The sequence below is a fragment of the Ascidiaceihabitans sp. genome, assembly GCF_039986515.1.
Classification (GTDB): domain Bacteria; phylum Pseudomonadota; class Alphaproteobacteria; order Rhodobacterales; family Rhodobacteraceae; genus Ascidiaceihabitans.
In genome coordinates, this window is record NZ_JBDWQO010000007.1 from 725,804 (window position 1) to 749,647 (window position 23,844).

The window sequence follows — 23,844 nt, forward strand, 5'->3', positions numbered from 1 at the left end:
AACATGTAACGTCAAGGTTACTTTTTCACATCCCGAATAAGCTTCCACCGAATAGCGTCCAACAATGCCTCAAACGAGGCGTCGATTATGTTGGCGGACACGCCCACCGTAGACCAGCGACGCCCCTGCCCGTCTTCGCTGTCGATGATGACACGCGTGACCGCTTCGGTGCCGCCTTGTGTGATACGCACTTTGAAATCCACAAGATGCATATCGTTGATGATTTCGGTGTAAATGCCCAAATCCTTGGCAAGCGCTTTGGCCAAAGCATTCACAGGCCCACGGTCACAGCCGGTCGCATCCATGCTTTCACTGACCGACAGTTTCTTTTCGCCATCCACCTTTACGACAACCACAGCCTCGGACAGGCTTACCATCTGGTCGCGTTTGTTTTTGCGCCGTTCAACCGTGACGCGGTAGCGTTTGACTTCGAAAAAGTCGGGCATCTGCATCAACTCGTCCCGCGCCAACAGCTCGAAACTGGCCTGCGCCGTGTCATAGGAATAGCCCTGCGCCTCGCGGTCTTTGATCCGTTCCAAAATGCGCACCAAAGCGGGGTCTTTGGCCGCAACGTCAAGCCCCGCCTCTGCCAGACGCCGTCGCAAGTTTGACTGCCCCGCTTGATTGGACATCGGAATGATACGCGCATTGCCCACTGTTGCGGGATCGACATGTTCGTAGGTGGTCGGGTCTTTCAGAATCGCGCTGGCATGCAAGCCCGCCTTATGCGCAAACGCCGACGATCCAACGAAGGCGGCCTGCTTTTGTGGCACACGGTTCAGGATTTCATCCAGCATACGCGACACACGCGTCAGCGACAGCAACGCGTCACGGTCCACTCCGGTATCAAAACGGCTGGCATAGGGTTCTTTTAGCAACAAAATCGGGATCAGCGCGGTCAAATTGGCATTGCCACAGCGTTCCCCCAACCCATTCAGCGTCCCTTGTATTTGGCGCGCACCTGCGTCCACTGCCGCCAAACTGCAAGCGACTGCGTTTTCGGTGTCATTGTGCGTGTGGATGCCCAGATGGTCCCCGGGAATGCCCGCGGCAATCACATCCCCGACAATCCGCCCCACATCCGCGGGCAGCGTCCCCCCGTTGGTGTCACACAACGCGATCCAGCGCGCACCCGCATCATAGGCCGCTTTGATGGCCTCCAACGCATAAGCCGGGTTGGATTTGTAACCATCAAAGAAGTGTTCTGCGTCAAAAATCGCCTCGCGGCCCTGTGCGGTGACATGGGCAAAACTGCGGGTGATGTTTTCGATGTTCTCGGCCAAAGTTATGCCAAGTGCGGTTTCCACATGGAAATCATGGGTTTTTCCCACCAGACACACAGCAGGCGTGTTTGCATTCATCACAGCCGCCAGCACATCGTCATTTTCGGCAGATATTCCGTTGCGCTTTGTCATGCCGAACGCCGTCATGGTGGCGCGGGTCTTTGGGGCTTCGTCGAAAAACGCGCTGTCGGTGGGGTTTGCCCCCGGCCAACCGCCTTCGATATGGTCAATACCCAAAGCGTCCAACGCTTGCGCGATCTGGATTTTCTCGGGCGTTGAAAATTGCACCCCTTGCGTTTGTTGCCCGTCACGCAATGTGGTGTCGAAAAGATAAAGGCGTTCGCGGGTCATGTGAGCCCCTCTAGTTTTGAGGCGTCAAAATCAGGGCCAGCCACAAGTTCAACGCCGTCTTTGGACATGCGCACTTCGACGCCTGCATTTGCGAACATGGCTTTCAACGCGTCCACTGGCCCAAAGTCTTTTGCTGCCATAGCCGCGCCACGCACCGCTTGGAAATGCGCTTCCCATTGCGTGAAATCAAATTCGGATGCATTGGCCCAAGCCGGTGCCGCATCGCCCATCAACCCCAGAAATTGCAACGTCCCGCGCAGCATTGCCGTCTCACCGGTGTTGGCAAGAGTGTGCAACGCCGCAAGCGCACCTGCGGTGTTCAAATCATCCGTCAATGCCCCGATGGCGTCTTGGGACACAACCGAATTGGGTTCGCCATCAATCAGCGCGTACCATTTGCGCAATGTCTTACTAGCGTCCGCCGCCTTCTGCCCGGTCCAGTCCATTGGCTTGCGGTAATGCGTGGACAGAAACACAAAGCGGATCACCTCGCCTGGCACCCCCTTATCCAACAAGTCACGTACCGTGAAAAAGTTACCAAGCGACTTGGACATCTTCTTGCCCTCGACCTGCAGCATCTCGTTGTGCATCCAGATATTGGCAAAGCCGTGACCCGCGCATTTGCTTTGTGCGATCTCGTTTTCGTGGTGCGGAAAGGTCAGATCGTTGCCGCCGCCGTGAATGTCAAATTCGGACCCCAAAAGGTCTTCAGCCATGGCAGAGCATTCGATATGCCAGCCCGGACGCCCCCGCCCCCACGGGCTGTCCCAGCCCGGAGTGGCCGCGTCAGATGGCTTCCACATGACAAAGTCCATCGGGTCTTCCTTGTAGGGTGCGACTTCTACCCGTGCGCCGGCAATCATATCATCAACAGAGCGGCCCGACAGCTTGCCATAGTCCTCGTATTTGCGCACGCGAAACAACACATGGCCTTCTTTTTCATAGGCGAAGCCGTCCGCGACCAGCGTCTCGATCATCGCAACCATTTGCGGGATATACGCCGTGGCGCGCGGCATCTGAGTTGGCTCCAGTGCGCCCACGGCCCCCATATCGTCCAAAAACCACTGTGTGGTTTCCGCCGTTATGTCCCCGATAGACCGGCCACTTTCAGCGGCGCGTGCGTTGATCTTGTCATCCACATCCGTGAAATTTCGCACATAAGTTACTGCATTTTCACCGTAAACATGGCGCAGCAAGCGAAACAACACGTCAAAGATGATCACAGGCCGCGCATTGCCGATATGGGCGCGGTCGTAGACGGTTGGGCCACACACATACATGCGCACGTTGGTGGCATCCAAAGGCTTCAACACCTCTTTGGCGCGGATTGCGGTGTTGTAAAGTGTGATCTCGGTCATAGCGGCGTCCTTCAAGGCATGTCCAAACGGTCCTCGGGCGCGGGCTTAACAATTCTGGTCTATATTTGGAATGACAGAAACGGCCCGCTTGAAAAGTTCAGCAGGGAATGCAGCAGTTAATAATGAGTGCAAAGCGTGTCATGCGCTACCGTTAGCGCCTGTGCGGGGGCCGGGTCAAGCTGCAAAGCACAAGATCCGGACAACGTGGTCGGCGTTCGGTTGGAGCATTTTGTTCACATTCAACGCAAAACGCGGCACATTGGCGCCATGACACGCGACGACATCAATGCCATTTGCGCCACCTTCCCCGGCGCTGAACTTTCCGATCCGTGGGGCGGTGGCCATGATGCGTGGAAAATTGGTGGCAAAATGTTTGCCAGCATCGGCGTCAAAGGCGACGGCGTGTCCGTCAAAACGCCAGACGTTGAAACGGCCGCACTGCTTATCGAGGTCGGCGCGGCAGAAAAGGCCCCCTATTTCCACCGATCTTGGGTGCGCGTGCAATGGGAAGGTGCTGACCCTGCCGAAATGGCGGACCGTTTGGCGCAGTCTTATGACATCGTGCGCAGCGGACTGACAAAGAAATTTCAAGCGACATTGGCCCCGCGGGCTTAGGGTCAGGACCACAAGAATTGGACCGACGGCAGGCTCTGTTCCTCAATCCGAAGTGGTCGTTATTGCCCACTACAATCTGCAGCAGCGTCGACCACACGTAGGCCGGTTCAGCGCGACGCGCCTGTTGGTCTTTTTTCCGCGCATTTTTTAAACATCAGCGACCATATTTTCATCACCGGGCCGTTATGCGGCGCAATTGTAGCACCTGTGCCCGCTACGCTTGCGCAGCTTGCGAAACGCGTTCACGCTTTTGGTCTGGACCACTATGAGAAACACGTGACACAGCAGCTTCCCATCGCACTGACGCCAGCGTTCCAACGGGCGCGAGGTCGCATCGTGATAAGTGCCACCTGTGCGCGTGACGGTGCCGATCTTTTGAAGGTCAGTCGCCTAAAGGATTTGCGCCAAGAAGGGTCTTACAGATCGATCTTTCCCCGCCCACAAAATGGCACCCTTGAAGCGGTCATTATCAACACAGCCGGTGGCGTTACGGGCGGAGATAGGTTTGCAACAACGATATCAGCCCGGCAAAACGCACGCATTAGCGTCACAACCCAAGCTGCCGAACGCATCTACCGCGCCACTGGATCGGAGCCGGGTCACATGAAGACCAATCTGTCGGTCGCGCAAGACGCCCAACTTTTTTGGTTGCCCCAAGAGACGATCCTGTTTGAGGGATGCAATCTGGAGCGCAGCCTGGACGTGGACGTGCATCCAAGCGCCAAATTCCTGATGCTGGAACCGCTGGTTTTTGGCCGCGAGGCATCTGGCGAGGCCCTCAGGTCCGGTGCCATCCGCGACCGTGTTTCAATCACCTCAGACGGCTGCCCTATCTATCTTGATCGCGTCCAGATGGACGGTGATCTTGCCACGCGGCTCACCCACAGTGCGATTGCTGGCGGCGCACGGGCGATGGCAAGTCTTGTGCTAGTCGATCCCGCCGCAAAGAATTTGCTGTCTGGATGCCGCGCACGTCTGCCGCAGCTTGGCGGCGCAAGTATGTTGGCCGACAATGTCCTTGTCATACGTTTGATTGCCCAGGACAGCTTTGCATTGCGCAAGGTTCTTACGCCCCTTCTGACCCTCATGACCAACAACGCTGTGCCCAAGAACTGGAGACTTTGACCCATGCAACTGACCCCGCGTGAAAAAGACAAACTGCTGGTTGCCATGGCCGCAGAGGTGGCCCGCAAGCGCTTGGCCCGTGGGGTAAAGTTGAACTACCCCGAGGTCATTGCGCTTATCACCGATGCCGTAGTGGAAGGCGCCCGCGACGGACGGTCAGTGGCCGATATGATGGAATCCGGTGCGCATGTGATCACCCGCGACCAATGCATGGATGGCATCGCCGAGATGATCCACGACGTGCAGGTCGAAGCAACTTTTCCAGACGGCACTAAGCTTGTCACTGTTCACAATCCAATCCGTTAGGAGACGCTGATGTCCCCCAAAATCATTCCAGGTGAACTTTTCCCCGCCGATGGCGACCTGATCCTGAACGAAGGCCGCGAGGCAATTACTTTGATGGTTGCCAACACCGGTGATCGTCCGGTTCAGATCGGAAGCCACTATCATTTTGCCGAAAGCAATGCCGCCTTGGATTTTGATCGTGATGCCGCCTATGGCCGCCGCCTTGATATTGCGCCCGGAACAGCTGTGCGTTTTGAGCCGGGACAGCGGCGCGAAGTGAACCTGATCGAAATATCAGGCGCACGCCGGATCTTTGGCTTCAACACCAAAGTCATGGGAGACCTCTGATGGCGACAACGATCAGCCGCGCCGATTATGCTGCAATGTTTGGACCTACCGTCGGCGACAAACTGCGCCTTGCTGACACCGATTTGATTGTCGAAGTTGAACGCGATTTGACCTCAGAGCGTGCCAATGGCGTGAACGGTCGCACCTACGGCGAAGAGGTCAAGTTCGGTGGTGGGAAAGTGATCCGTGACGGGATGGGACAATCCCAAGCCACGCGTGCACAAGGCGCAGTTGATACTGTCATCACCAATGCGCTGATCGTGGACCATTCCGGCATCTACAAGGCAGACGTGGGGCTGAAAGACGGGCGCATCCACAAGATTGGCAAGGCGGGGAACCCCGATACGCAGCCGGGCGTCGACATCATCATCGGACCGGGAACCGAAGCCATCGCTGGTGAAGGGCGCATTCTGACAGCAGGCGGATTTGACAGCCATATCCACTTTATTTGCCCGCAACAGATCGAAGACGCGCTGCACTCTGGCCTGACCACGATGCTGGGCGGTGGCACGGGGCCCGCGCATGGCACTTTGGCCACCACATGCACCCCCGGCCCATGGCACATCGGACGCATGTTGCAGGCTGCCGATGCCTTTCCGATGAACCTTGCGTTTGCGGGCAAAGGCAACGCCAGCCAGCCGGACGCTTTGGTGGAAATGGTGAACGGCGGGGCCTGTGCGCTGAAACTTCACGAAGATTGGGGCACGACACCTGCGGCGATCGACTGCTGCCTATCGGTGGCCGACGACATGGATGTGCAGGTGATGATCCACACCGACACCCTCAATGAATCGGGCTTTGTGGAAACCACAGTGGCGGCCATGAAAGGCCGCACGATCCATGCCTTTCACACTGAAGGCGCTGGCGGCGGACATGCCCCGGACATCATCAAAATTTGTGGCGAACAACACGTTTTACCGTCCTCTACCAACCCGACCCGGCCTTACACGGTCAACACCCTCGAAGAACATCTCGATATGCTGATGGTCTGCCATCACCTTGATAAATCCATCCCCGAAGATGTGGCTTTTGCGGAATCCCGCATCAGGCGTGAAACCATTGCCGCCGAAGACATCCTACACGACATGGGCGCTTTTTCGATTATTGCATCCGACAGTCAGGCCATGGGCCGCGTGGGCGAGGTCTTGATCCGCACATGGCAGACCGCTGATAAGATGAAGAAACAACGCGGACGGCTGTCTGAGGAAACCGGCGAAAACGACAATTTCCGCGTGCGGCGCTATATTGCCAAATACACAATCAATCCGGCCATTGCCCACGGCATCAGCCACGAGATTGGCAGCATCGCCGAAGGGAAACGCGCCGATCTTGTCTTGTGGAACCCTGCGTTTTTCGGGGTCAAACCCGAGATGGTCTTGATGGCGGGTACGATTGTATCCGCGCAAATGGGGGACCCGAATGCGTCGATCCCGACACCGCAACCTGTCTACTCGCGGCCCATGTTCGGTGCGTTTGGGCGGTCCGTTGAACACTCCGCCGTTTGCTTTGTCTCTGAGACGGCGCAGGCCAATGACATCGGGAAAACGCTTGGCCTTAACAAGCAAACCGTTGCGGTGCAAAACACCCGCAACATAGGAAAATCGGATTTGATCTTGAACAACGCGACACCCCATATGGAAATAAACCCCGAAACCTACGAGGTCCGCGCGGACGGCGAATTGCTGACCTGTGAACCTGCATCAGAATTGCCAATGGCCCAGCGGTATTTCTTGTTCTGATGGCTGATTATATCTCTCAGGTTATCCGCAAAGCGGGCACATGGTCTGGCGCGTTCAATCAATGTGTTCTGGCTTATGACGACCGTTTTTTACGGCGCAAAGTCATCACGACCGATCATGGTGAAACGCTTTTGGTTGATTTGGCGCACACCACGTCGCTGGATCACGGCGATGCCTTCGAACTTGACGACGGCCGCCTGATTGAGGTGGTCGCAGCACAAGAGCCTTTGTTGCAGGTGACGGGCGATATGGTGCAACTGGCGTGGCACATTGGCAACCGCCATACCCCGTGCCAGATCGAAGCGCACCGTCTGCTGATCCAGAACGATCCGGTCATTGGGCATATGTTGGAACACCTTGGTGCTGTTGTCACCCCTGTTCAAGAACCGTTCACCCCAGAAGGTGGCGCCTACGGTCATGGCCGAACCCATTCCCATGAACACGGTGCAACCGCCCATGACCACCAACACTGACGTTTTGACCCTCTCGCAGCTGTTATCTCCTGCCTTTCCGGTCGGCAGTTTTGCCTATTCACACGGGTTGGAAACAGCAATCAATGACGGGGTTATTACATCAGCAGCCACACTGGAAGCATGGGTGTTTGACCTGCTTCAATTCGGTGCTGCGCGCTCTGACGCTGTCTTGCTGAACGTCGCATACGCGGGCAACGATGGCGCGATCCCAATGATTGACGCCCAGGCCCGCGCCTTTGCCGGAACCGCCGAGCGCTTGCGCGAGACCGATTTGCAGGGGGCGGCATTTTGCGAAACGGTTCAGGCCGTTTGGAACATCGACCTTGGCCAGCTTTGCTATCCTGTCGCCGTAGGTCGGGCGGCGGTTACGCTGCGGCTTGATCCGGAACTTGCCACAGCGATGTACCTTCAGGCCTTCACAGGAAACCTTATAGCTGCGGCAATGCGGCTGGTTCCGCTGGGCCAGATCGATGGGCAAAAAGTCCAAACCACCTTTAAGCCCCATTGCGTGGCAACAGCAAAACACTGCGTTGGCGCGACACTGGACGACCTGCACAGCTGCGCATGGCTGTCCGACATCGTGTCCATGCGCCATGAAACCCAATATTCACGCATTTTTCGCTCTTAAAAGGACATCCCATGGCATCTTCAAACGGACCCTTACGGATCGGCATCGGCGGCCCTGTTGGTGCAGGCAAAACGACGTTGACAGCGTCCCTGGCAAAGCTGCTGCATCCCGACCTTTCTATCGGGGTCATCACCAACGACATCTACACTCAAGAAGACGCAGAAGCGTTGATGCGCATGCAAATTCTGCCCCAAGATCGCGTGATCGGCGTGGAAACCGGCGGGTGTCCCCACACGGCAATCCGCGAAGACGCCTCTATCAATTTGGCGGCAATTGCAGAAATGCGCAGACGCCATCCGGACGTTGAAATCGTGTTGATCGAAAGCGGTGGCGACAACCTTTCAGCGACCTTCAGCCCCGAATTGGCCGATGTGACGGTCTACGTCATCGACGTCGCCGCTGGCGAGGAAATCCCCCGTAAAGGTGGTCCTGCCATCACCAAATCAGACATCCTTGTCATCAATAAAACCGATCTGGCCCCGCATGTGGGCGCGTCGCTTAACGTGATGGAACGGGACGCTGCGCGCATGCGCGGTGAAAAGCCGTTTGTGTTCACCAGCTTGCGCAACGGCAACGGTGCGGGCCACGTCGTCAGCCTGCTGTCAAAGATCGGCGGTTTTGACGTCCCAGCGCCCCAGAAATAAACCTAAACTGCGACCTGCGCATACAGTGTCTCGCGATCAAGGGCGTCGCTGCGCCGGTTGAATGCAACTTCGCCGCGCTTCATCACCGTGAAATCATCGCCCAGATCAAACGCGAAATCAAAGAACTGTTCGACCAGAACAATCGCCATATCACCCTGTTCGCACAAGATACGGATCACATTGCCAATCTGCTGGATGATATTGGGCTGGATGCCTTCCGTCGGCTCGTCCAACAACAACACCTTTGGCCGCGTGATTAACGCGCGCGCAATCGCAAGCTGTTGCTGCTGACCGCCAGACAAATCACCGCCCCGCCGGTCGGCCATCTCGTGTAACACCGGAAACAGGTCATAGATGTCGTCGGGCACCACGTGGTCTGCTTTATCCAGACAGGCAAACCCCGTCTGGAGGTTTTCGACCACGGTCATCATCGGAAAGACTTCACGCCCCTGTGGCACATAAGCGATGCCCGCTTTGGCTGCATCAAACGCGTTCAAATGACTTATGGGTTTGCCATCCAGCACCATTGTGCCCGAGGCATAAGGATGACGGCCTGCAATTGCTTTCAATAGGCTCGTTTTCCCAACACCGTTTGTGCCCATCACAGCCGTGACTTCACCCGCTTTCGCGCTGAGGCCAACCCCGTTCAGGATTTGGCTTTGGCCGTATTTAAGGGTCAGGTTTTCAATGCTCAGCATAATTTAGCGTCCCAGATACACGTCAACGACGTCTTGGTTTTTGGTGACATGATCAAGGCTGCCTTCAGCCAAAACCGCGCCTTGGTGCAGGACAGTCACCTTGCAATTCAGACGGCGCACAAATTCCATGTCATGTTCAACGACCACCACAGCACGGGTTTTGGCCGCGCGGACCAACAGATCGGTTGTGTGTTCACGCTCGGACGGGGACATGCCAGCGGCCGGTTCATCCACCAACAACAGTCGTGGATCTTGTGCCAGAAGCATCCCGATCTCTAGCCATTGTTTCTGGCCATGGCTAAGTGCGCCCGACATGTGATCCAATGCGTCGCTCAACCCGATCTCGTCGCTGATCGCACGCACCCGCACCTCTGCATCATCGGACCCGCGTTTGAACAACAGATCAAACGGACGGCGCGGGTTTTTAAGCGCCATTACGATGTTTTCGCGCACCGTTTGCGCCTCAAACACTGTGGGTTTTTGGAATTTTCGCCCAATGCCCGCTTGCGCGATTTGGCTTTCGTTCATCCCCAAAAGGGACACGGATTTTTCGCCCCAGATCACACGTCCTTCATCGGGCTTTGTCTTGCCTGTCAGAATATCCATGAATGTGGTTTTGCCGGCCCCGTTCGGGCCAATGACGGCGCGCAATTCCGGCTCACCGATCTGGATCGACAGGTTGTTTATGGCTTTGAAGCCATCAAAGCTGACGCTGACGCCGGACACTTCGAGAAGGGTGTTCATGCCCCGTCTCCTTTGCGGTTGTGCAAAAGATCGAACAGGCCGCCGATGCCTTTGGGGAAAAACAAGGTCACGGCAACAAACGTCAGGCCAAGCAACACCAGCCACCAGTCCGTCCAGTTGATGACGTAGAACCCAAGATTGATGTCGGGTGCACCGCCGCCTGTGAACCAAGACGACATCAGCGACACGACCGCTGCCCCAATGACCGCCCCGTACAATCGCCCACGGCCACCAATCGCAACCCAAACCGCCAAATAGATCGACGCAATCGGCGCGATTTCAGCGGGGTTGATGATGCCAGCTTGCGGATAATAGAGCGCCCCCGCGATGCCTGCAACAATGGCCGTGATTGTGAATATAAACAGCTTATAGCCTTCAACGTGATACCCCAGAAACCGCACCCGCGCCTCGTCATCACGAATGGCGCGAATGACCGATCCAAGTTTGCCTGCGGTGATCCACGCAAACAAAACGTAGCCCGCCCCCAAGGCAACAGCCGACGCCCAGAAGAACCACAAAGACACCGTGGCTTGTGATATCGCCTCTAGTCCGGGGATGTTTTGCAGCCCCGACAACCCGTTGTTGCCCCGCAACCCCGTGTCGTTCTGGAAAAAATACAGCGACAGCGCCAAGGTCATCGCTTGGGTCAGGATCGACAGGTAAACGCCTGTGACACGGCTGCGAAACGCAAGCCACCCGAAGACCAGCGCAAGCGCACCGGGCACCATTACCACAGCCAAAAGTTGCAACGTCAACGAATGGGAAAAAGCCCAGATAAGTGGAAAGTCAGAGCTGCCGACAACGCCGAATATTTGGCTGCCGATGGCGTTGGTGATCTCATCGGGTGTGGGCGGCAACGTCGCGTTTTCAAGCGAAGTCACAACAATCTCTTCGGTGCGTGCATACATCAGCCACATGCCGATTGCGTAACCGCCAATCCCGAAGAACGCGAAATGCCCAAGGCTCAGGATGCCGCAATACCCCCAGACAACGTCCATCGCGATTGCAACAAGGCACAAGCACAATGTTTTGCCGAGCGTTTTGAGGAAGGAGGTTGAGATTATGGCCGTGCCTGAGGCCTCGCTTAGGATCGTCATAGCGATGGTGAACACAGACAGCGCTAGTAGGAACCACAGCACCGATGGATTTTTTGCAAAAAATGAACGCTCCATCTTCAATCTCCTGCCGCGCGGCCCTTGAGGGCGACGATGCCTTTGGGGCGAAATTGGATAAACAGAATGACAAACAGGATCATAAAGGTTTGTGCAGCCAGGGTGTTGGACGGGTTCAACCATTCAATTCCCTTTTGGCCAAAGCCAATCATCGCAGCCCCCGCCAAGGTCCCCCAGACGTTGCCAACCCCGCCCACAACAACAGTCATAAAGCTTTGCACAATATAGTCGGACCCCATTTCAGAGGTAACTTTGGCATAAAGCCCAATGGCCACCCCCGCGATCCCCGCGATGCCAGAGCCAAGCCCGAAAGTCATCATATTGATCCGGTTCGGGTTGATCCCCATAGACGAGGCCATGCCGGGGTTTTGGGTGACGGCGCGAACCTCAAGCCCCAAGCGCGTGCGTTTGAGGATATAGATGATCAGCGCCAGAAAGATCAGCGCCATTCCAAAAATTGCAATGCGAATAAAACTGATCTGGATCACATCATTAACGATCCATGCACCCGCCAGCCAATCAGGGGATGTCAGGGGCCGTGCTTGGGTGCCAAAGACGTTCTTGGCAATCTGTTGCAGCGCTATGGAAATCCCGAAAGTCGCCAAAAGCGTTTCAAGCGGGCGATGATACAGACGCCTGATCACCAGACGTTCCATCACCACACCCGCCGCAAAAGTCACCGCAAAAGCCAAAGGCAGCGCGACAATGATCGACACGGTGTAGTTGGGGATGAACAGCTGTACGACATAGCCGGTGTAGGCGCCCATCATGATGAATTCGCCGTGAGCCATGTTGATCACGCCCATCACCCCAAAGGTGATCGCAAGGCCAATGGCCGCAAGGAAAAAGATCGACGCAAGCGACAAGGCATCAAGTGTCAGATCGACGGTTTGTGCGGCAGCCACTCGGGTTTCAACGGACGCAAGGGCCTTTTCGGCGGCCTGCGTAATGTCGCGACTGGGTTCGTCGTAAAGCGCAAAGAAAACATACGCAGAAAGTGTCGCATCACGCAGATCTTCGGTGATCAGTTCAGGCACTGTGCCGTCTGCGGCCAACGCGGCATAGGCCGCGACACGGACATCAGGATCGTCCATTCGCGCCAACGGCAGCCCGCCGATACGTCCCGCAACGATATTGGCCTCCAAGGCACCCCGAATATCCGCAGCGGTTTGGCGCGCCGGGGCAAGACTCGCATCAACCAAGGCTGCATAAAATGCGTCTGGTTCAGCCATCGGGTCAAGGATTGCGGCGATATTCCCATCTGGTTCGCTCAACGCGGCGCCAGAAGATGTGGATAGAATTTGGTTCAGCACGGCGCGGGCTTCGACTGATGTGTCCGTGGCAAGCCCGTCTATTGCTGCGATCCGGTCCGTCGGGGTTTTCGCAAACCGTGCCGACAAAAGGGCCGCCAGTTGGATCTTGCGGGTTTTTAGGGCCGCATCCGTTTCACCGTCGATGGACGCCATCAATGGCGCCAGTTGCGCGGCTTCGGGGCGGCGCGCGATGGACGCGACGGCAGTTTCGCGACGGTTCAGATCAGGGTCGGACAGTTGAAATTGCACAAGCGCCGTGCCAATCACGCGGCGCACGCCACCGTTGGGCTTAAGGCGCGTAAAACTCTCGGTGGGTGCCGTGCTTTGCGCACCTGTGTCGATGTCGGTCAACGTCAGGTCTTTGTCGGCTTTACTGGCAATGAAGAACACACCATCACTGCGCTGCCAGATATTTTTATTTGTCCATTGTTCCAAAAATTCAGTGACTTGCGGCAATCCGGACGCGACCAGATCATCCAAAGCCACCCCGACAGAATTACGCGATGGGCTGGCGATTTCTTCGGCGTGGGTTTGCAAAATCGTTTGTAAGGTCTGGCTGGATGCGGCCAGCGTGCCGCCGAGCATCATCATCAAAGCAAGGAGGATATGGCGCATAGTGATCTTTCGGTATTGAGCAAAAAACAGGCGCACGACGTCTCTATCGTGCGCCTGAAAGGTGACTTAGTAGTTTGACGTCAGCTGAACGCAGGTCTTGGTTTTGGTGTTGTACATACCGCAGCCCAACTCTTTCCAATCAGACGTCAATACGGCGGAGTCTGGCAGGAAATCCGTCCATGCATCGCCCGGAACTTCGGTTGTTTGAGAAATGATGTCGAACTGGCCGTCTGCGGTGATTTCACCGATCAAAACCGGCTTGGCCAAGTGGTGGTTTGGCAGCATTACCGCCGTACCGCCGGTCAGGTTCGGGAATTCTTGCCCGTACATCGCCGTGCGCACCGCGTCTACATCTGTGGTGCCAGCCGCTTCGACCGCAGCGACCCACATGTTAAAGCCGATGTAATGGGCTTCCATAGGGTCGTTTGTGACGCGGTCTGCGCCCGCAAAACCCTTCCAACTGTCGATGAAGGCTGCGTTTGCGTCCGATTCAGCAGACATAAAGTAGTTCCACGCCGCCAAGTGCCCGACAAGGTTTGTTGTATCGAGGCCCGACAGCTCTTCTTCGCCCACCGAGAACGCGACAACCGGAATATCGTCAGCAGAAATTCCAGCGGCAGCCAGTTCTTTGTAAAATCCGATGTTGGCGTCACCGTTGATTGTTGAAATCACACCGACCTGTTTGCCGTCTTCGCCCAGTGCCACAACATCCGCGACAATTGTCGCCCAGTCGGAATGGCCAAACGGCGTGTAATTGACGAAGATGTCCTCTGCGGCAATACCGTTGTCTGTGAGATACTGTTCCAGAATATTGTTGGTTGTGCGCGGGTAAACATAATCCGTGCCCAACAGTGCGAATTTCTCGACGCCAAGTTCTTCAAGGAAGTAATCCACCGCAGGAATGGCTTGCTGGTTTGGCGCGGCGCCGGTGTAGAACACGTTACGAGAGCTTTCTTCGCCCTCGTACTGAACGGGGTAAAACAACAGGCCGTTCAGCTCTTCGATGACCGGCAAAACCGACTTGCGGGAAACAGATGTCCAGTTGCCAAAGATCACATCGGTTTCATGTACCGTCAGCAATTCACGGGCTTTCTCGGCAAACAGGGGCCAGTCAGACGCCGGATCAACAACCACCGCTTCAATCTGACATCCCAATACGCCACCGGCAGCATTTTGCTGTTCGATCAGCATCAGCATCGTGTCTTTCAAAGTTGTCTCGGAAATCGCCATAGTGCCAGAAAGCGAGTGAAGAACGCCCACCTTGATGGGGTCGGCGCAGTCCGCGAAGGCCGCGGTGCCCGAAGCGGCCAGTGCCAGCGCGGAAAAAGATGTGAGAAGTGTGTTACGAATAGTCAATGGAAAGACCCTCTAGAGTTGGCCGCGCACGCCATCAGCCTGCTAGGCAAGGCCTTGTCAGTTTGATATGCGGATCACGCAGCTCTTTTGTTGCAGCCATGCGAGGGTCGTTATCTGCCAGGATTGCACCCTCGCGTGGCATTGAAGCGCCCTTAAGCGGACAACCAAACCTTTGAACGTGGTGCGTAAGAGGTGAAGCGCTATTAAGTCTTCCGTGCGCATTGCTGGCCATAGTGCTGAAAATTGCGTCTTTTCCGCTGTGGGCGCTTAAAAATGAAGCGCCATTTGCATACTGCAGTGCAACAACGCTATGGAATGGTCTTCGGACAAAGGGGTGAATCCGGTTGGACCTGCTGTAACGCCACGGCCAATACCCACCTGACCATCACGCTTCAGTTGGCTCTCATACAACTCAGTATGGTTCAATTTTGACCGAAGGTTATTCTATGGGTGGCCGCTACGCCCCACATAGCCCCTAGCCAAATACTCCTTCAAACGCCGCCTCGCCCGTCTTCTTAAACGCTACGATCCGTGTTTTCTGGTCGCGTGTCGCCCAGCCCAGTTCTTCCATACGCGCCAGCATGGCACGGCCAAGACTGCCTGCCAGATGCGTGCGCCGTTCGCTCCAGTCCAGACATGCTTTGCACAGGGGCGCCTTTTGGCGGTTTAGCTGGGCCACATCGATCCCGAACTCAGTTGCAAAAGCAGTGCCTGCATCCGTCAAAGCGACATCGCCGCCGCCTTGGATCAACAGTCGATGCGCGATCATGTGATCGAACATCCGGGTGCCCATTTCGCCAGCCAAATGGCTGTAGCACACGCGCGCCTTGCGCAAGGCGGCGTCTTTGGGGCCAGTGCGGGTGCGCAAGTGCCCCGAACTGGCCGCCAACCCCATCAAACCTTCTAAAACCCCGGCCACGTCATCGGACGCCAGCGCAAAATACTTGTGCCGTCCCTGTTTGTCAGCTTTCAGCAACCCGCCTGCATCCAGCTTTGCCAAATGCGCACTGGCGGTTTGGGGCGTCACGCCAGCCTCACCCGCCAGTTCGGTGGCGGTCAGTGCCTTGCCTGACATCAGAGCTGTCAGGATGTTGGCACGGGCGGGATCACCGATGAGCGCGGCGATAGACGCAATATCTGGACCTTCTTTCATACTTCGACCGTAGCCGAAGCATCGGCTGCGGGCAATCCTTTAGACAGGCCCCAGCATATGAAGGAGACACCCATGCTGACCTGCATTATAAAATACCAAATCGACCCCACCAAAAAAGCGGACTTCGTGCAGTATGCCCTGAACTGGGGCCAAGCCATCCCACGCTGTGGCGCCGATCTGGTGGGGTACTATGCGCCACATGAAGGGTCATCAACATTGGCCTATGGCATCTACAACATTCCCGATCTTGCCAGCTATGAGACCTACCGCGCCCGCCTTGCCGCAGATACATTGGGACGCGAGAACTATGAATTCGCGCAATCAGAACGCTTTATCTTGCGCGAAGATCGTACGTTTCTCAAACTGGTGTCAGCGCCACATTCGGCGCCATATGGAGAAACAAAATGATTGCCGTGATTTTCGAAGTCGAACCGGCTGAGGGCAAAATGGAGCCTTATCTGGAGATGGCCGCCAAGATGCGCCCGTTGCTGGATCAGGTCGACGGGTTCATTTCTGTGGAACGGTTCCAAAGCCTGTCTAACCCCGACAAATTATTGTCGCTGTCGTTTTTCCGCGACGAAGCGGCCGTGACTGCATGGCGCAGTTTGCATGCGCACCGGGGGGCGCAATCGGCGGGGCGTGATGGTCTGTTTTCAGGGTATCGTTTGCGGGTGGCGCATGTCATGCGTGACTACGGGCTGCATGATCGCGCACAGGCCCCAACAGACAGCGTGGCTTTGCACGGGTGAGATATTGACAACGGTGCTCGGCTCGGGCGACGTGGCGCGACCGCACCTAAGGGGAATCGCACCATGGAACTGAGCCAACGCATTTCGACCATTCTGGGCACAGGGTCCGACGGATGGGACGTGTTTTATCGCGCCCGTCAGATGATCAAGGACGGCACCCCCGTGACGGAACTGACCATCGGTGAACACGACATTCGCACAGCTGCCCCTATCTTGCGCGACATGCATGCCTCTGCGCTGGGCGGGCACACAGGTTATGCAATGGTGCCAGGCACGACGGCCCTGCGCGAAACCATCGCAGCGCGCGTACAAGAGCGAACAGGCGTGCCCACCACAGCCGCCAACGTCATGGTCACACCGGGTGGGCAATCAGCATTGTTTACCGCACACACCTGTCTGTGTGACCCCGGCGATGTGGCGCTGTATCTTGATCCATTTTATGCCACCTACCCCGGCACCATTCGCGGCGCCTCCGCAATCCCGCGGGCAATCCAGACCCGTGCAGAAGATGCCTTTCAACCGCGTGCCGCCGACATTGCCGCGCAAGCCAAGGGTGCAAAAACCCTTCTGATCAACAGCCCCAACAACCCCACCGGCACCGTCTATTCCCGCAGCACATTGGACGGCATCGCACGGGTGTGTCTTGATCATGACCTGTGGCTGATCTCGGATGAAGTCTACGACACGCAAATCTGGGAAGGCACCCATATCAGCCCCCGCGCCCTGCCCGGCATGGCCGAACGCACTTTGGTCGTGGGTTCTATGTCCAAATCCCACGCCATGACCGGATCGCGATGCGGATGGATCGTGGCCCCCGAACACGTGATCGAAGCCACGATCAACCTGTCGACCCACACAACCTACGGCGTGCCGGGTTTCATTCAGGACGCCGCAGTATTTGCCATGGATCAGGGCCCTGCTTTTGAAGAAGAAATCGCAGCCCCGTTCCGCCGCAGACGTGCCTTGGCCAAACAGGTTCTGGCCGAGCAAAACACAGTGGGTCTGGTGCCTGCCCAAGGGGCAATGTACCTGATGCTGGACGTCCGGGCCACCGGTCTGTCGGGCGAAGGTTTTGCAAACGCCTTGCTGGATGCCCACCACATCGCTGTCATGCCGGGGGAAAGCTTTGGCGCTGCTGCCGCGGGTCATGTGCGTGTGGCCATGACCATCGAAGACACGCAATTCTCGGACGCTTTGCGTACCCTTTGCGCGTTTGCCCAAAGCCTAGATACGTAAAAACCCGACCTAAAAGGGTCTGGAAAACACAACCTGACGGACAAGGGTCCTTGCGGTAAACTGCCTGCATCTACCAAGGGGGAGTTTACCGTGATCCGTTACCTTTTTGCAGTCCTGCTGTGCCTTTGCCCGTTGGCTGGCAGCGCACAGACCTTTTATCCCGACTATACATCGACAACCGTCAACGATTTTGCCGGGTTGCTGACGGCTGAACAACGCATGCAGCTGGATAGATCACTGTCAAAGCTGCGCGATGAAACCGGCGTGGAAATGACCGTTGTGACCCTGACGCGGCAAGCCACTTACAATCCGGATGTCACGATGGAGGCCTTCGCCACAGGGTTGTTCAATCATTGGGGCGTTGGGGACGCAACCCGCAACGATGGGATCATGGTGCTGGTGCTATATCAGGACAGGGCCATGCGCATCGAACTGGGTAAGGGATATTCGGGGGCCTGGGATGGTGTCGCTAAAACCGTCATTGACCGCAGCTTCTTACCCAAATTCCGCGACAAGTATTACGCCACAGGCATCTTGGAGGGGGTTCAGGATACGGTCGATACAATTGCTGTGCCCCACAGCGCCGGTGAAGAGGCCCCGAAAGGGAAAGGCGCGCCGTGGTGGTTGGCCGTGATTGCGGTGCCTTTCATCTGGCTTTTTGGCGGCAATTGGATCAAGGACCGCTTGATGCGTCTGCGCAAGTGTCCGCAATGCGGCCAGACAGGTGGGCTTCGCGCCACACGCCGCATTCTGCAACGGGCCACAACCCGCGCAAGCGGTTCGGGTGAACGCACAAAATACTGCACCAATTGCGACTACCGAATGGTCAGCGCCTATTCAATTTCCAGAATTTCGAAATCCTCCAGCGGATCCAGCTTTGGTGGTGGCAGCTCGGGGGGTGGCGGCGCATCAGGGCGGTGGTGATACGTCCATATGCCAAGACCGCTGGCGCAATACAGCGCCAACGGCCATGGCGTTTGTTTAGAAACGAAGCGACGCGCGTACCGTCACAGCCGTGGCATCCGCGTCAACACCACTGCCCGAAATATCATCAAAGCGATGTTCTAGAACTTCGCCCCCGACTACAAAACGGTCATTGACCTGATAGGCAACGCCAAGGCCCAGAAACTCTCCGGTTTCATTCCCCAAAGACGTATCGACCCGCGCCGCACCAGCTGTGGCATAAATCAAGGTGCGTCCCAAATCGTAGCCAGCTTTCAATTTTAGACGCATCACATTGTCAACGGTGGCCGCCCCGCCAAGATCAATATCGCCAAAGTCATAATCGAATTCCCCACCGACCACGAATTGGCCAAAGTCGTAGTTGTAGCCGCCGTGAAAACCAAAAATCACATCGTCACCGTCCGCAGCACCTGTTCCATCCACGTCCAGATTGCCCAATTGCAAACCGCCGTAAAAACCACCCCAATCGCCGCCCAATGACACCGGAGGCGGTGGGGGTGGCGGGGATGCGATCACCGGTTCGGGTGCGACTGTTTCCGTGGGGCTGCCCGCCAAAGCCGGCAGCGCGACAAGACTGGTGCCCAACCCTGCCAAAGCGGTGATCATTATCTTGCATTTCATAGTGTTTCTCCTGTTACTTGCCACAATATCCGCAGAAACGGTCCCTTATGCGGGTGCCGCTTTGCATGGGACAACACATGGTCGTTTTTCAGGTGCATGCCAGCCTTGACCATCCAAACACGCGCCGCTCGGCAAGCCTGTGCCAGAATGCAAAATCCCGCCGACATTTTCCCGCCTGTTGCGTGTTTTTCCGCCGAAAAAACCGCATTGCGGGACGCGATCGAAAAAACACATGCACGTCGCAAATGGACAAGACGTCGCAGGTAGACCACGGGCACACTGGCGACGTACGCGATGATCCACGCGTGATGTTTGGGAGGACGTCTGTGCAGCGAAGCCGGTGCAAAATCGCACTTGTTGTACGCACCATCGGTGCGGAACGCGGCCGTGCGGCGCGGGGGCGACCTGTGCAGGGCTAACCGCCAAGCCCTTTCTCTGACGTACCAAATGGATATTCCACAAAATGAACGCACAAAATCCGTCTCGCAGCGGCGGTCGCGCCGCACGCCGCGCCGCCCGCGCTGCCCCGTTGGCAGACAGCCTCCGCCCCATTCGCCCCGGCATGGAGGGTGGCCGGTACAATCCACTTTCCGATGCAGACGTCCAACGCATCCACCACGCCGCATTGGATGCACTTGAGCGCATCGGGTTGGCAGACGCGCCACCTTCCGGGATCGATTACCTGACGGGAGCCGGGGCAATTCTGGGCGATGACGGTCGCATCCGCTTTCCCCGCGCCTTGGTCGAAGACACCCTAGCACGCGCCAACCGGTCGGTGACCTACTTCAGCCGTGACGGGAAAACCGATCTGGAACTGTCCGGATCAAACGTGCATTACGGCACCGCTGGCGCCGCCGTGCACATGGTCGATGTTGCAGGCAACGCGTACCGCGAATCCACTGTGCAAGACCTGCACGACGCAGCAAAAATCGTTGATGTTTTGGACAACGTTCACTTTTGCCAGCGCCCAATGGTGTGCCGGGACATCACAGACAATATGGAAATGGACTACAACACCATTTTTGCGGCCTGTTCCGGCACCATGAAACACATCGGCACGTCCTTTACGGAACCCGATTTTGTCGCCCCTGCCGTAGAGATGCTGTACATGATTGCAGGCGGCGAAGACAAATTCCGCGAACGCCCTTTTGTGTCCAATTCCAACTGTTTTGTTGTGCCTCCGATGAAATTCGCCACCGAAAGTTGCGAAGTCATGGAACGCTGCATTGAAGCGGGATTGCCTGTGCTGTTGTTGTCGGCGGGCATGCAAGGCGCCACTGCCCCGTCCACCATTGCAGGTGCGATTGTGCAGGCCACTGCCGAATGTCTGGCGGGGCTGGTCTATGTCAACGCCGTCAAACCGGGCGCGCCTTGTGTCTTTGGCACCTGGCCTTTCGGTTTGGATTTGCGCACAGGTGCGATGTCCATCGGGTCGGGCGAACAAGCCCTTTTGACAGCGGGTTGCGGGCAAATGCACCGGTTCTATGACCTGCCCGGAGGGGCCGCAGGCGGCGCGTCGGATTCAAAAATGCCCGACATGCAAGCCGGTTGGGAACAGATGTGTTCCAGCGTTCTGGCGGGACTTTCGGGTGTGAATATGGTGTATGAAGCTGCAGGCATGCACGCGTCACTACTTGGATTTTGCCACGAATCCCTGATCTTGAGCGACGATCTTCTGGGACAGGCCATGCGCTGCGTGCGTGGCATCGAAGTGAACGACGAAACCCTCGCCCTGGATGAAATTGCACAGGTCTGTATGGGGGGGCCCGGTCATTATCTGGGCACCGATCAAACGCTGTCGCGGATGCAAACCGAAAGCGTCTATCCGACCTTCGGGGACCGCACATCGCCAAAGGAATGGGCAGAAAAGGGCAAGCCCGATCTGATCGCCAAAGCCACGGCACGCAAGGAAGACATTCTGGGTGCCCCGTCGCAGGCACAGTTTGATCCTGCGCTGGAAGCTGCATTAAGGGCGAAGTTCAACATTCACCTCAAGCCGTAACCTACTGAAACAAAAAGGCAACGCGACCCAATGAGTTTGGGGAATCATCGGGTCGCGCGCCCCCACCAACCGGTGCCATCTGGGCGATGTCAGATCTGGCACTTCCACGTGGGCACGCGAAAGCGCAAAGATGGCACCAGTATTCTTGGGTTAGCCTGCCGGCATAAGGCCTGCGTCTTGGGCCGCAGACACTTCTTCTGCATCCAGAGCGCCATCAGCGTTCAAATCCATCGCTGTGAAGCTGTCGGCAGTCACGTCTGGGTAAACGGCCTGGACTTCGTCGATGGTCAGCACGCCGTCGCCATTTGCGTCAGCGCTTTGGGCCAAGGCAGGGGATGCGAAGGCCGCGAAGATGGCCAGTGTACCGATGTGAAACTTTGTCATGTGATAACTCCCTTTCAGGATTTTGTGGTTAAGGACCGTCATCGGCCCTCACACTGATTGATGCGCAATTGGCCCTTTCCGTCCCTGCACCCAGTCCCCGCGCACAGAATCGCCGAATTGAGACAGCGCCATGCGCGACGCCTTGCCCAAAAAATGCGCAAACCAGCCATCGGCAAATTTCCCCCGTATGGTGTATTTCCGAGGATTTGAAACAGTGCCCGCAGGAGGCACTATTCATGCAAAACACATCTCTGGAAGACCTGATGCCCTTATTGAAAAGGCGTGCACGGCGTTTGACCCCATCACCCGCCGACGCCGAAGATCTGATGCAAGACGCGTTGCTGCGGATCTTGCAACGGCTCAAAAAGGGGCATTCCATCGACAAATTGGGGCCCTACGCGATGCGCACGCTGCACAATCAAGCCCGCATGAAATGGCGTGGTCCGCCGCCACCCGAAGAACTGGAAGACGATGCGGTTGCAGTTGATCCGGTGGCATTGACCCGTTTGGAATGTGCCGATGCTTTGCAGGCGATCGATGCACTGCCTGCCGATCAGGCCGTGTTGATGCGACTGATTTGCAGCGGAGAGACATCGCCCGCCACTTTGGCGCATCAGTTGGATGTGCCTGTCGGCACTGTGATGTCGCGCCTTGCGCGTGCCCGCGCACGTCTGCGTGACACTTTGGGCACCACTGAATAACACACAATGCACTCGCCAGCGCTTGAACCGCAGGCCATGGACCGCTAACCAAGGTCAAGTTTTGAAGGAAATACCCCATGGCCTCACTCAAACGCTGGCTCGACCGCCGTCGCAATCCTTGGAAAGGCGTGTTTCATGACGCCTACAAGGCCTGGAAGCGTGACAAAGGCCAAGCCCGTCTGGAACGCTATGACTTGTCCGCGGGCGCTGTTGTGTTTGACTTTGGCGGATATGTGGGCGCGTGGACCGAAGATGTTTTGCGGTCGCAACCCGAGGCCATCGTTCATGTTTTTGAACCCCATCCGGGATTTGCAAAGTCATTGCATGACCAGTTTGCAAATCGTGACAATGTTCACGTCCACAGCTTTGCTTTGGGTGCTGAAGACGGCCACCTGACGCTTTCGGATGCAGGCGACGCGTCTTCTGCTGTGGCCGATCACGCCACTGCATTTGAAGCCGAAATTCGCAGCCTTGACCGGTTCTTTGCTGACAACGACATTCCCGACATCGCATTGGCGAAGATGAACATCGAAGGTGGAGAATACGATCTGCTTCCCGCGCTGATCGATAGCGGGATCATGGCGCGTATTGGGACACTTCAGGTTCAGTTCCATCTGTTTGAGCCCCGTTTCAGTCCTGTGCGGGACGAAATTCGCGCAGGCTTGGCTGTCACCCACAGTTGCGATTGGGAATACCCGTTTGTTTGGGAACAGTGGTCCGTAAAAACCGGCTGAACTGTACACGCCCGTTAACGCGGGGTTTTGGCCGCTGAAATGACAGGTTGCGTGCCGAACACTGTAATATTTCCGACCGCGTCAATCATCGTCCAACGCGATACCATGATTTGATAGGCACGGGTTTCCCAGCCTGACACGTCACGCGAAAATTTTGGCCGAAACGCACCTTCGATGCGCAGTGGTAAACGTAGGCTTTCCACATCAACCGATTTTCCAAGCCCCTGCCCCTGTGCCCACCGCCGCGCATGCGCGACCATCGCGGACAGATGCGTTTCCAAAGGCGCCACTTGTTTGGCACGGCGTCCCGCAAACACCACATCAATCGACCGATCCTGCAAAAAACCGCGTACCACCAAATCCTGTCGCGCATTACGCTGCATTTGCGGCACCAACTCCACATCGATGGGTGACACAGTATTCTTGAACAACCCAGCATCTTCGTAGGCCGGAATATGATGCATGGACGGTTTACGGCGTTGTGGCATAGGCGCTCTGATTGCTGTGATCCATGCCGTTTACAGCCTGAGCCTTAAGGATCAGTTAGAGCGCTG

Annotated in this window: 27 protein-coding genes; 16 read left to right on the top strand and 11 right to left on the bottom strand. The window is 56.6% G+C overall.

Translation table 11 applies throughout. The features are described 5' to 3' along the window. Nucleotides 1–17: 17 nt before the first annotated feature. The gene (cimA, locus tag ABJL60_RS06180) at nucleotides 18–1,634 is read right to left on the bottom strand and encodes a citramalate synthase (RefSeq protein ID WP_348373550.1); all 1,617 of its coding nucleotides are present in this window, start codon (nucleotides 1,632–1,634) and stop codon (nucleotides 18–20) included. After that, on the bottom strand, nucleotides 1,631–2,992 hold the full coding sequence (cysS, locus tag ABJL60_RS06185; protein ID WP_348373551.1) for a cysteine--tRNA ligase: 1,362 nt from the start codon (nucleotides 2,990–2,992) through the stop codon (nucleotides 1,631–1,633). The genes cimA and cysS overlap by 4 nt, the downstream gene beginning before the upstream one ends. A 135-nt stretch (nucleotides 2,993–3,127) precedes the next feature. On the opposite strand from cysS, the gene ABJL60_RS06190 reads away from it, so the two are divergent. From ABJL60_RS06190 to ureG, 8 genes are all read left to right on the top strand, one after another. After that, the gene (locus tag ABJL60_RS06190) at nucleotides 3,128–3,607 is read left to right on the top strand and encodes an MmcQ/YjbR family DNA-binding protein (RefSeq protein ID WP_348373552.1); all 480 of its coding nucleotides are present in this window, start codon (nucleotides 3,128–3,130) and stop codon (nucleotides 3,605–3,607) included. Nucleotides 3,608–3,883: 276 nt separating this feature from the next. After that, nucleotides 3,884–4,732 carry an urease accessory protein UreD gene (locus ABJL60_RS06195; protein ID WP_348373553.1) on the top strand — a complete coding sequence of 283 codons (849 nt, stop codon included), beginning with the start codon at nucleotides 3,884–3,886 and terminating at the stop codon, nucleotides 4,730–4,732. 3 nt (nucleotides 4,733–4,735) lie between these two features. Beyond that, nucleotides 4,736–5,038, top strand: a complete 303-nt coding sequence (locus ABJL60_RS06200; RefSeq protein ID WP_348318599.1) for an urease subunit gamma — start codon at nucleotides 4,736–4,738, stop codon at nucleotides 5,036–5,038. A gap of 21 nt (nucleotides 5,039–5,059) precedes the next feature. Then, nucleotides 5,060–5,365 carry an urease subunit beta gene (locus ABJL60_RS06205; protein ID WP_348373913.1) on the top strand — a complete coding sequence of 102 codons (306 nt, stop codon included), beginning with the start codon at nucleotides 5,060–5,062 and terminating at the stop codon, nucleotides 5,363–5,365. Beyond that, on the top strand, nucleotides 5,365–7,104 hold the full coding sequence (ureC, locus tag ABJL60_RS06210) for an urease subunit alpha (protein ID WP_348373554.1): 1,740 nt from the start codon (nucleotides 5,365–5,367) through the stop codon (nucleotides 7,102–7,104). The genes ABJL60_RS06205 and ureC overlap by 1 nt, the downstream gene beginning before the upstream one ends. Beyond that, on the top strand, nucleotides 7,104–7,577 hold the full coding sequence (gene ureE, locus ABJL60_RS06215; RefSeq protein WP_348373555.1) for an urease accessory protein UreE: 474 nt from the start codon (nucleotides 7,104–7,106) through the stop codon (nucleotides 7,575–7,577). Before ureC ends, ureE begins: the two co-directional genes overlap by 1 nt. After that, nucleotides 7,561–8,205 (top strand): urease accessory protein UreF, encoded by a 645-nt coding sequence (locus ABJL60_RS06220; RefSeq protein WP_348431197.1) that lies wholly within the window; start codon nucleotides 7,561–7,563, stop codon nucleotides 8,203–8,205. The genes ureE and ABJL60_RS06220 overlap by 17 nt, the downstream gene beginning before the upstream one ends. Before the next feature lie 11 nt (nucleotides 8,206–8,216). Beyond that, nucleotides 8,217–8,849, top strand: coding sequence for an urease accessory protein UreG (gene ureG, locus ABJL60_RS06225; RefSeq protein WP_348373557.1), 633 nt, complete (start codon nucleotides 8,217–8,219; stop codon nucleotides 8,847–8,849). Between the two features lie 2 nt (nucleotides 8,850–8,851). Here ureG and urtE read toward each other — a convergent pair whose 3' ends face one another. The 6 genes from urtE to ABJL60_RS06255 all read right to left on the bottom strand — a co-directional run bounded on the left by urtE (nucleotide 8,852) and on the right by ABJL60_RS06255 (nucleotide 15,900). Next, a complete protein-coding gene (urtE, locus tag ABJL60_RS06230) occupies nucleotides 8,852–9,547 on the bottom strand; it encodes an urea ABC transporter ATP-binding subunit UrtE (protein WP_348373558.1) in 696 nt (231 codons plus the stop codon). Nucleotides 9,548–9,550: 3 nt separating this feature from the next. Next, nucleotides 9,551–10,291, bottom strand: a complete 741-nt coding sequence (urtD, locus tag ABJL60_RS06235) for an urea ABC transporter ATP-binding protein UrtD (RefSeq protein ID WP_348373559.1) — start codon at nucleotides 10,289–10,291, stop codon at nucleotides 9,551–9,553. Next, complete coding sequence (gene urtC / locus ABJL60_RS06240) at nucleotides 10,288–11,463, bottom strand: urea ABC transporter permease subunit UrtC (RefSeq protein ID WP_348373560.1); 1,176 nt, start codon at nucleotides 11,461–11,463, stop codon at nucleotides 10,288–10,290. The genes urtD and urtC overlap by 4 nt, the downstream gene beginning before the upstream one ends. Before the next feature lie 2 nt (nucleotides 11,464–11,465). Continuing rightward, nucleotides 11,466–13,391, bottom strand: coding sequence for an urea ABC transporter permease subunit UrtB (urtB, locus tag ABJL60_RS06245; RefSeq protein ID WP_348373561.1), 1,926 nt, complete (start codon nucleotides 13,389–13,391; stop codon nucleotides 11,466–11,468). Nucleotides 13,392–13,457: 66 nt separating this feature from the next. Beyond that, nucleotides 13,458–14,708 carry an urea ABC transporter substrate-binding protein gene (urtA, locus tag ABJL60_RS06250; RefSeq protein ID WP_348373914.1) on the bottom strand — a complete coding sequence of 417 codons (1,251 nt, stop codon included), beginning with the start codon at nucleotides 14,706–14,708 and terminating at the stop codon, nucleotides 13,458–13,460. A gap of 514 nt (nucleotides 14,709–15,222) precedes the next feature. After that, complete coding sequence (locus tag ABJL60_RS06255; RefSeq protein WP_348373562.1) at nucleotides 15,223–15,900, bottom strand: winged helix-turn-helix domain-containing protein; 678 nt, start codon at nucleotides 15,898–15,900, stop codon at nucleotides 15,223–15,225. A 72-nt stretch (nucleotides 15,901–15,972) separates the two neighbouring features. Here ABJL60_RS06255 and ABJL60_RS06260 point away from each other — a divergent pair, with 72 nt between their 5' ends. From ABJL60_RS06260 to ABJL60_RS06275, 4 genes are all read left to right on the top strand, one after another. Then, nucleotides 15,973–16,308, top strand: a complete 336-nt coding sequence (locus ABJL60_RS06260; protein WP_348373563.1) for an NIPSNAP family protein — start codon at nucleotides 15,973–15,975, stop codon at nucleotides 16,306–16,308. After that, nucleotides 16,305–16,649 carry an antibiotic biosynthesis monooxygenase gene (locus ABJL60_RS06265; RefSeq protein WP_348373564.1) on the top strand — a complete coding sequence of 115 codons (345 nt, stop codon included), beginning with the start codon at nucleotides 16,305–16,307 and terminating at the stop codon, nucleotides 16,647–16,649. Before ABJL60_RS06260 ends, ABJL60_RS06265 begins: the two co-directional genes overlap by 4 nt. A 63-nt stretch (nucleotides 16,650–16,712) precedes the next feature. Continuing rightward, entirely contained in the window at nucleotides 16,713–17,885 is a 1,173-nt protein-coding gene (locus ABJL60_RS06270; protein ID WP_348373565.1) for a pyridoxal phosphate-dependent aminotransferase, read from the top strand. A 90-nt stretch (nucleotides 17,886–17,975) separates the two neighbouring features. Continuing rightward, entirely contained in the window at nucleotides 17,976–18,809 is an 834-nt protein-coding gene (locus ABJL60_RS06275; RefSeq protein WP_348373566.1) for a TPM domain-containing protein, read from the top strand. Between the two features lie 57 nt (nucleotides 18,810–18,866). On the opposite strand, the gene ABJL60_RS06280 is transcribed toward ABJL60_RS06275, so the two are convergent. Then, a complete protein-coding gene (locus ABJL60_RS06280) occupies nucleotides 18,867–19,469 on the bottom strand; it encodes a porin (RefSeq protein ID WP_348285624.1) in 603 nt (200 codons plus the stop codon). A 245-nt stretch (nucleotides 19,470–19,714) separates the two neighbouring features. On the opposite strand from ABJL60_RS06280, the gene ABJL60_RS06285 reads away from it, so the two are divergent. Next, nucleotides 19,715–19,888 carry a hypothetical protein gene (locus ABJL60_RS06285; protein WP_348285623.1) on the top strand — a complete coding sequence of 58 codons (174 nt, stop codon included), beginning with the start codon at nucleotides 19,715–19,717 and terminating at the stop codon, nucleotides 19,886–19,888. A 44-nt stretch (nucleotides 19,889–19,932) separates the two neighbouring features. Then, nucleotides 19,933–21,471: a trimethylamine methyltransferase family protein gene (locus tag ABJL60_RS06290; RefSeq protein ID WP_348373567.1), complete on the top strand. Its 1,539-nt coding sequence runs from the start codon at nucleotides 19,933–19,935 to the stop codon at nucleotides 21,469–21,471. A 150-nt stretch (nucleotides 21,472–21,621) separates the two neighbouring features. Here the strand turns inward: ABJL60_RS06290 and ABJL60_RS06295 are convergent, their stop codons facing one another. Then, nucleotides 21,622–21,855 carry a hypothetical protein gene (locus ABJL60_RS06295; protein ID WP_108828324.1) on the bottom strand — a complete coding sequence of 78 codons (234 nt, stop codon included), beginning with the start codon at nucleotides 21,853–21,855 and terminating at the stop codon, nucleotides 21,622–21,624. A 236-nt stretch (nucleotides 21,856–22,091) separates the two neighbouring features. Here ABJL60_RS06295 and ABJL60_RS06300 point away from each other — a divergent pair, with 236 nt between their 5' ends. Beyond that, nucleotides 22,092–22,556, top strand: a complete 465-nt coding sequence (locus ABJL60_RS06300) for a sigma-70 family RNA polymerase sigma factor (protein ID WP_348373568.1) — start codon at nucleotides 22,092–22,094, stop codon at nucleotides 22,554–22,556. A gap of 77 nt (nucleotides 22,557–22,633) precedes the next feature. Further along, a complete protein-coding gene (locus tag ABJL60_RS06305) occupies nucleotides 22,634–23,290 on the top strand; it encodes an FkbM family methyltransferase (protein ID WP_348373569.1) in 657 nt (218 codons plus the stop codon). A gap of 14 nt (nucleotides 23,291–23,304) precedes the next feature. Here the strand turns inward: ABJL60_RS06305 and ABJL60_RS06310 are convergent, their stop codons facing one another. After that, a complete protein-coding gene (locus tag ABJL60_RS06310; protein ID WP_348285618.1) occupies nucleotides 23,305–23,778 on the bottom strand; it encodes a hypothetical protein in 474 nt (157 codons plus the stop codon). Between the last annotated feature and the right edge of the window lie 66 nt (nucleotides 23,779–23,844).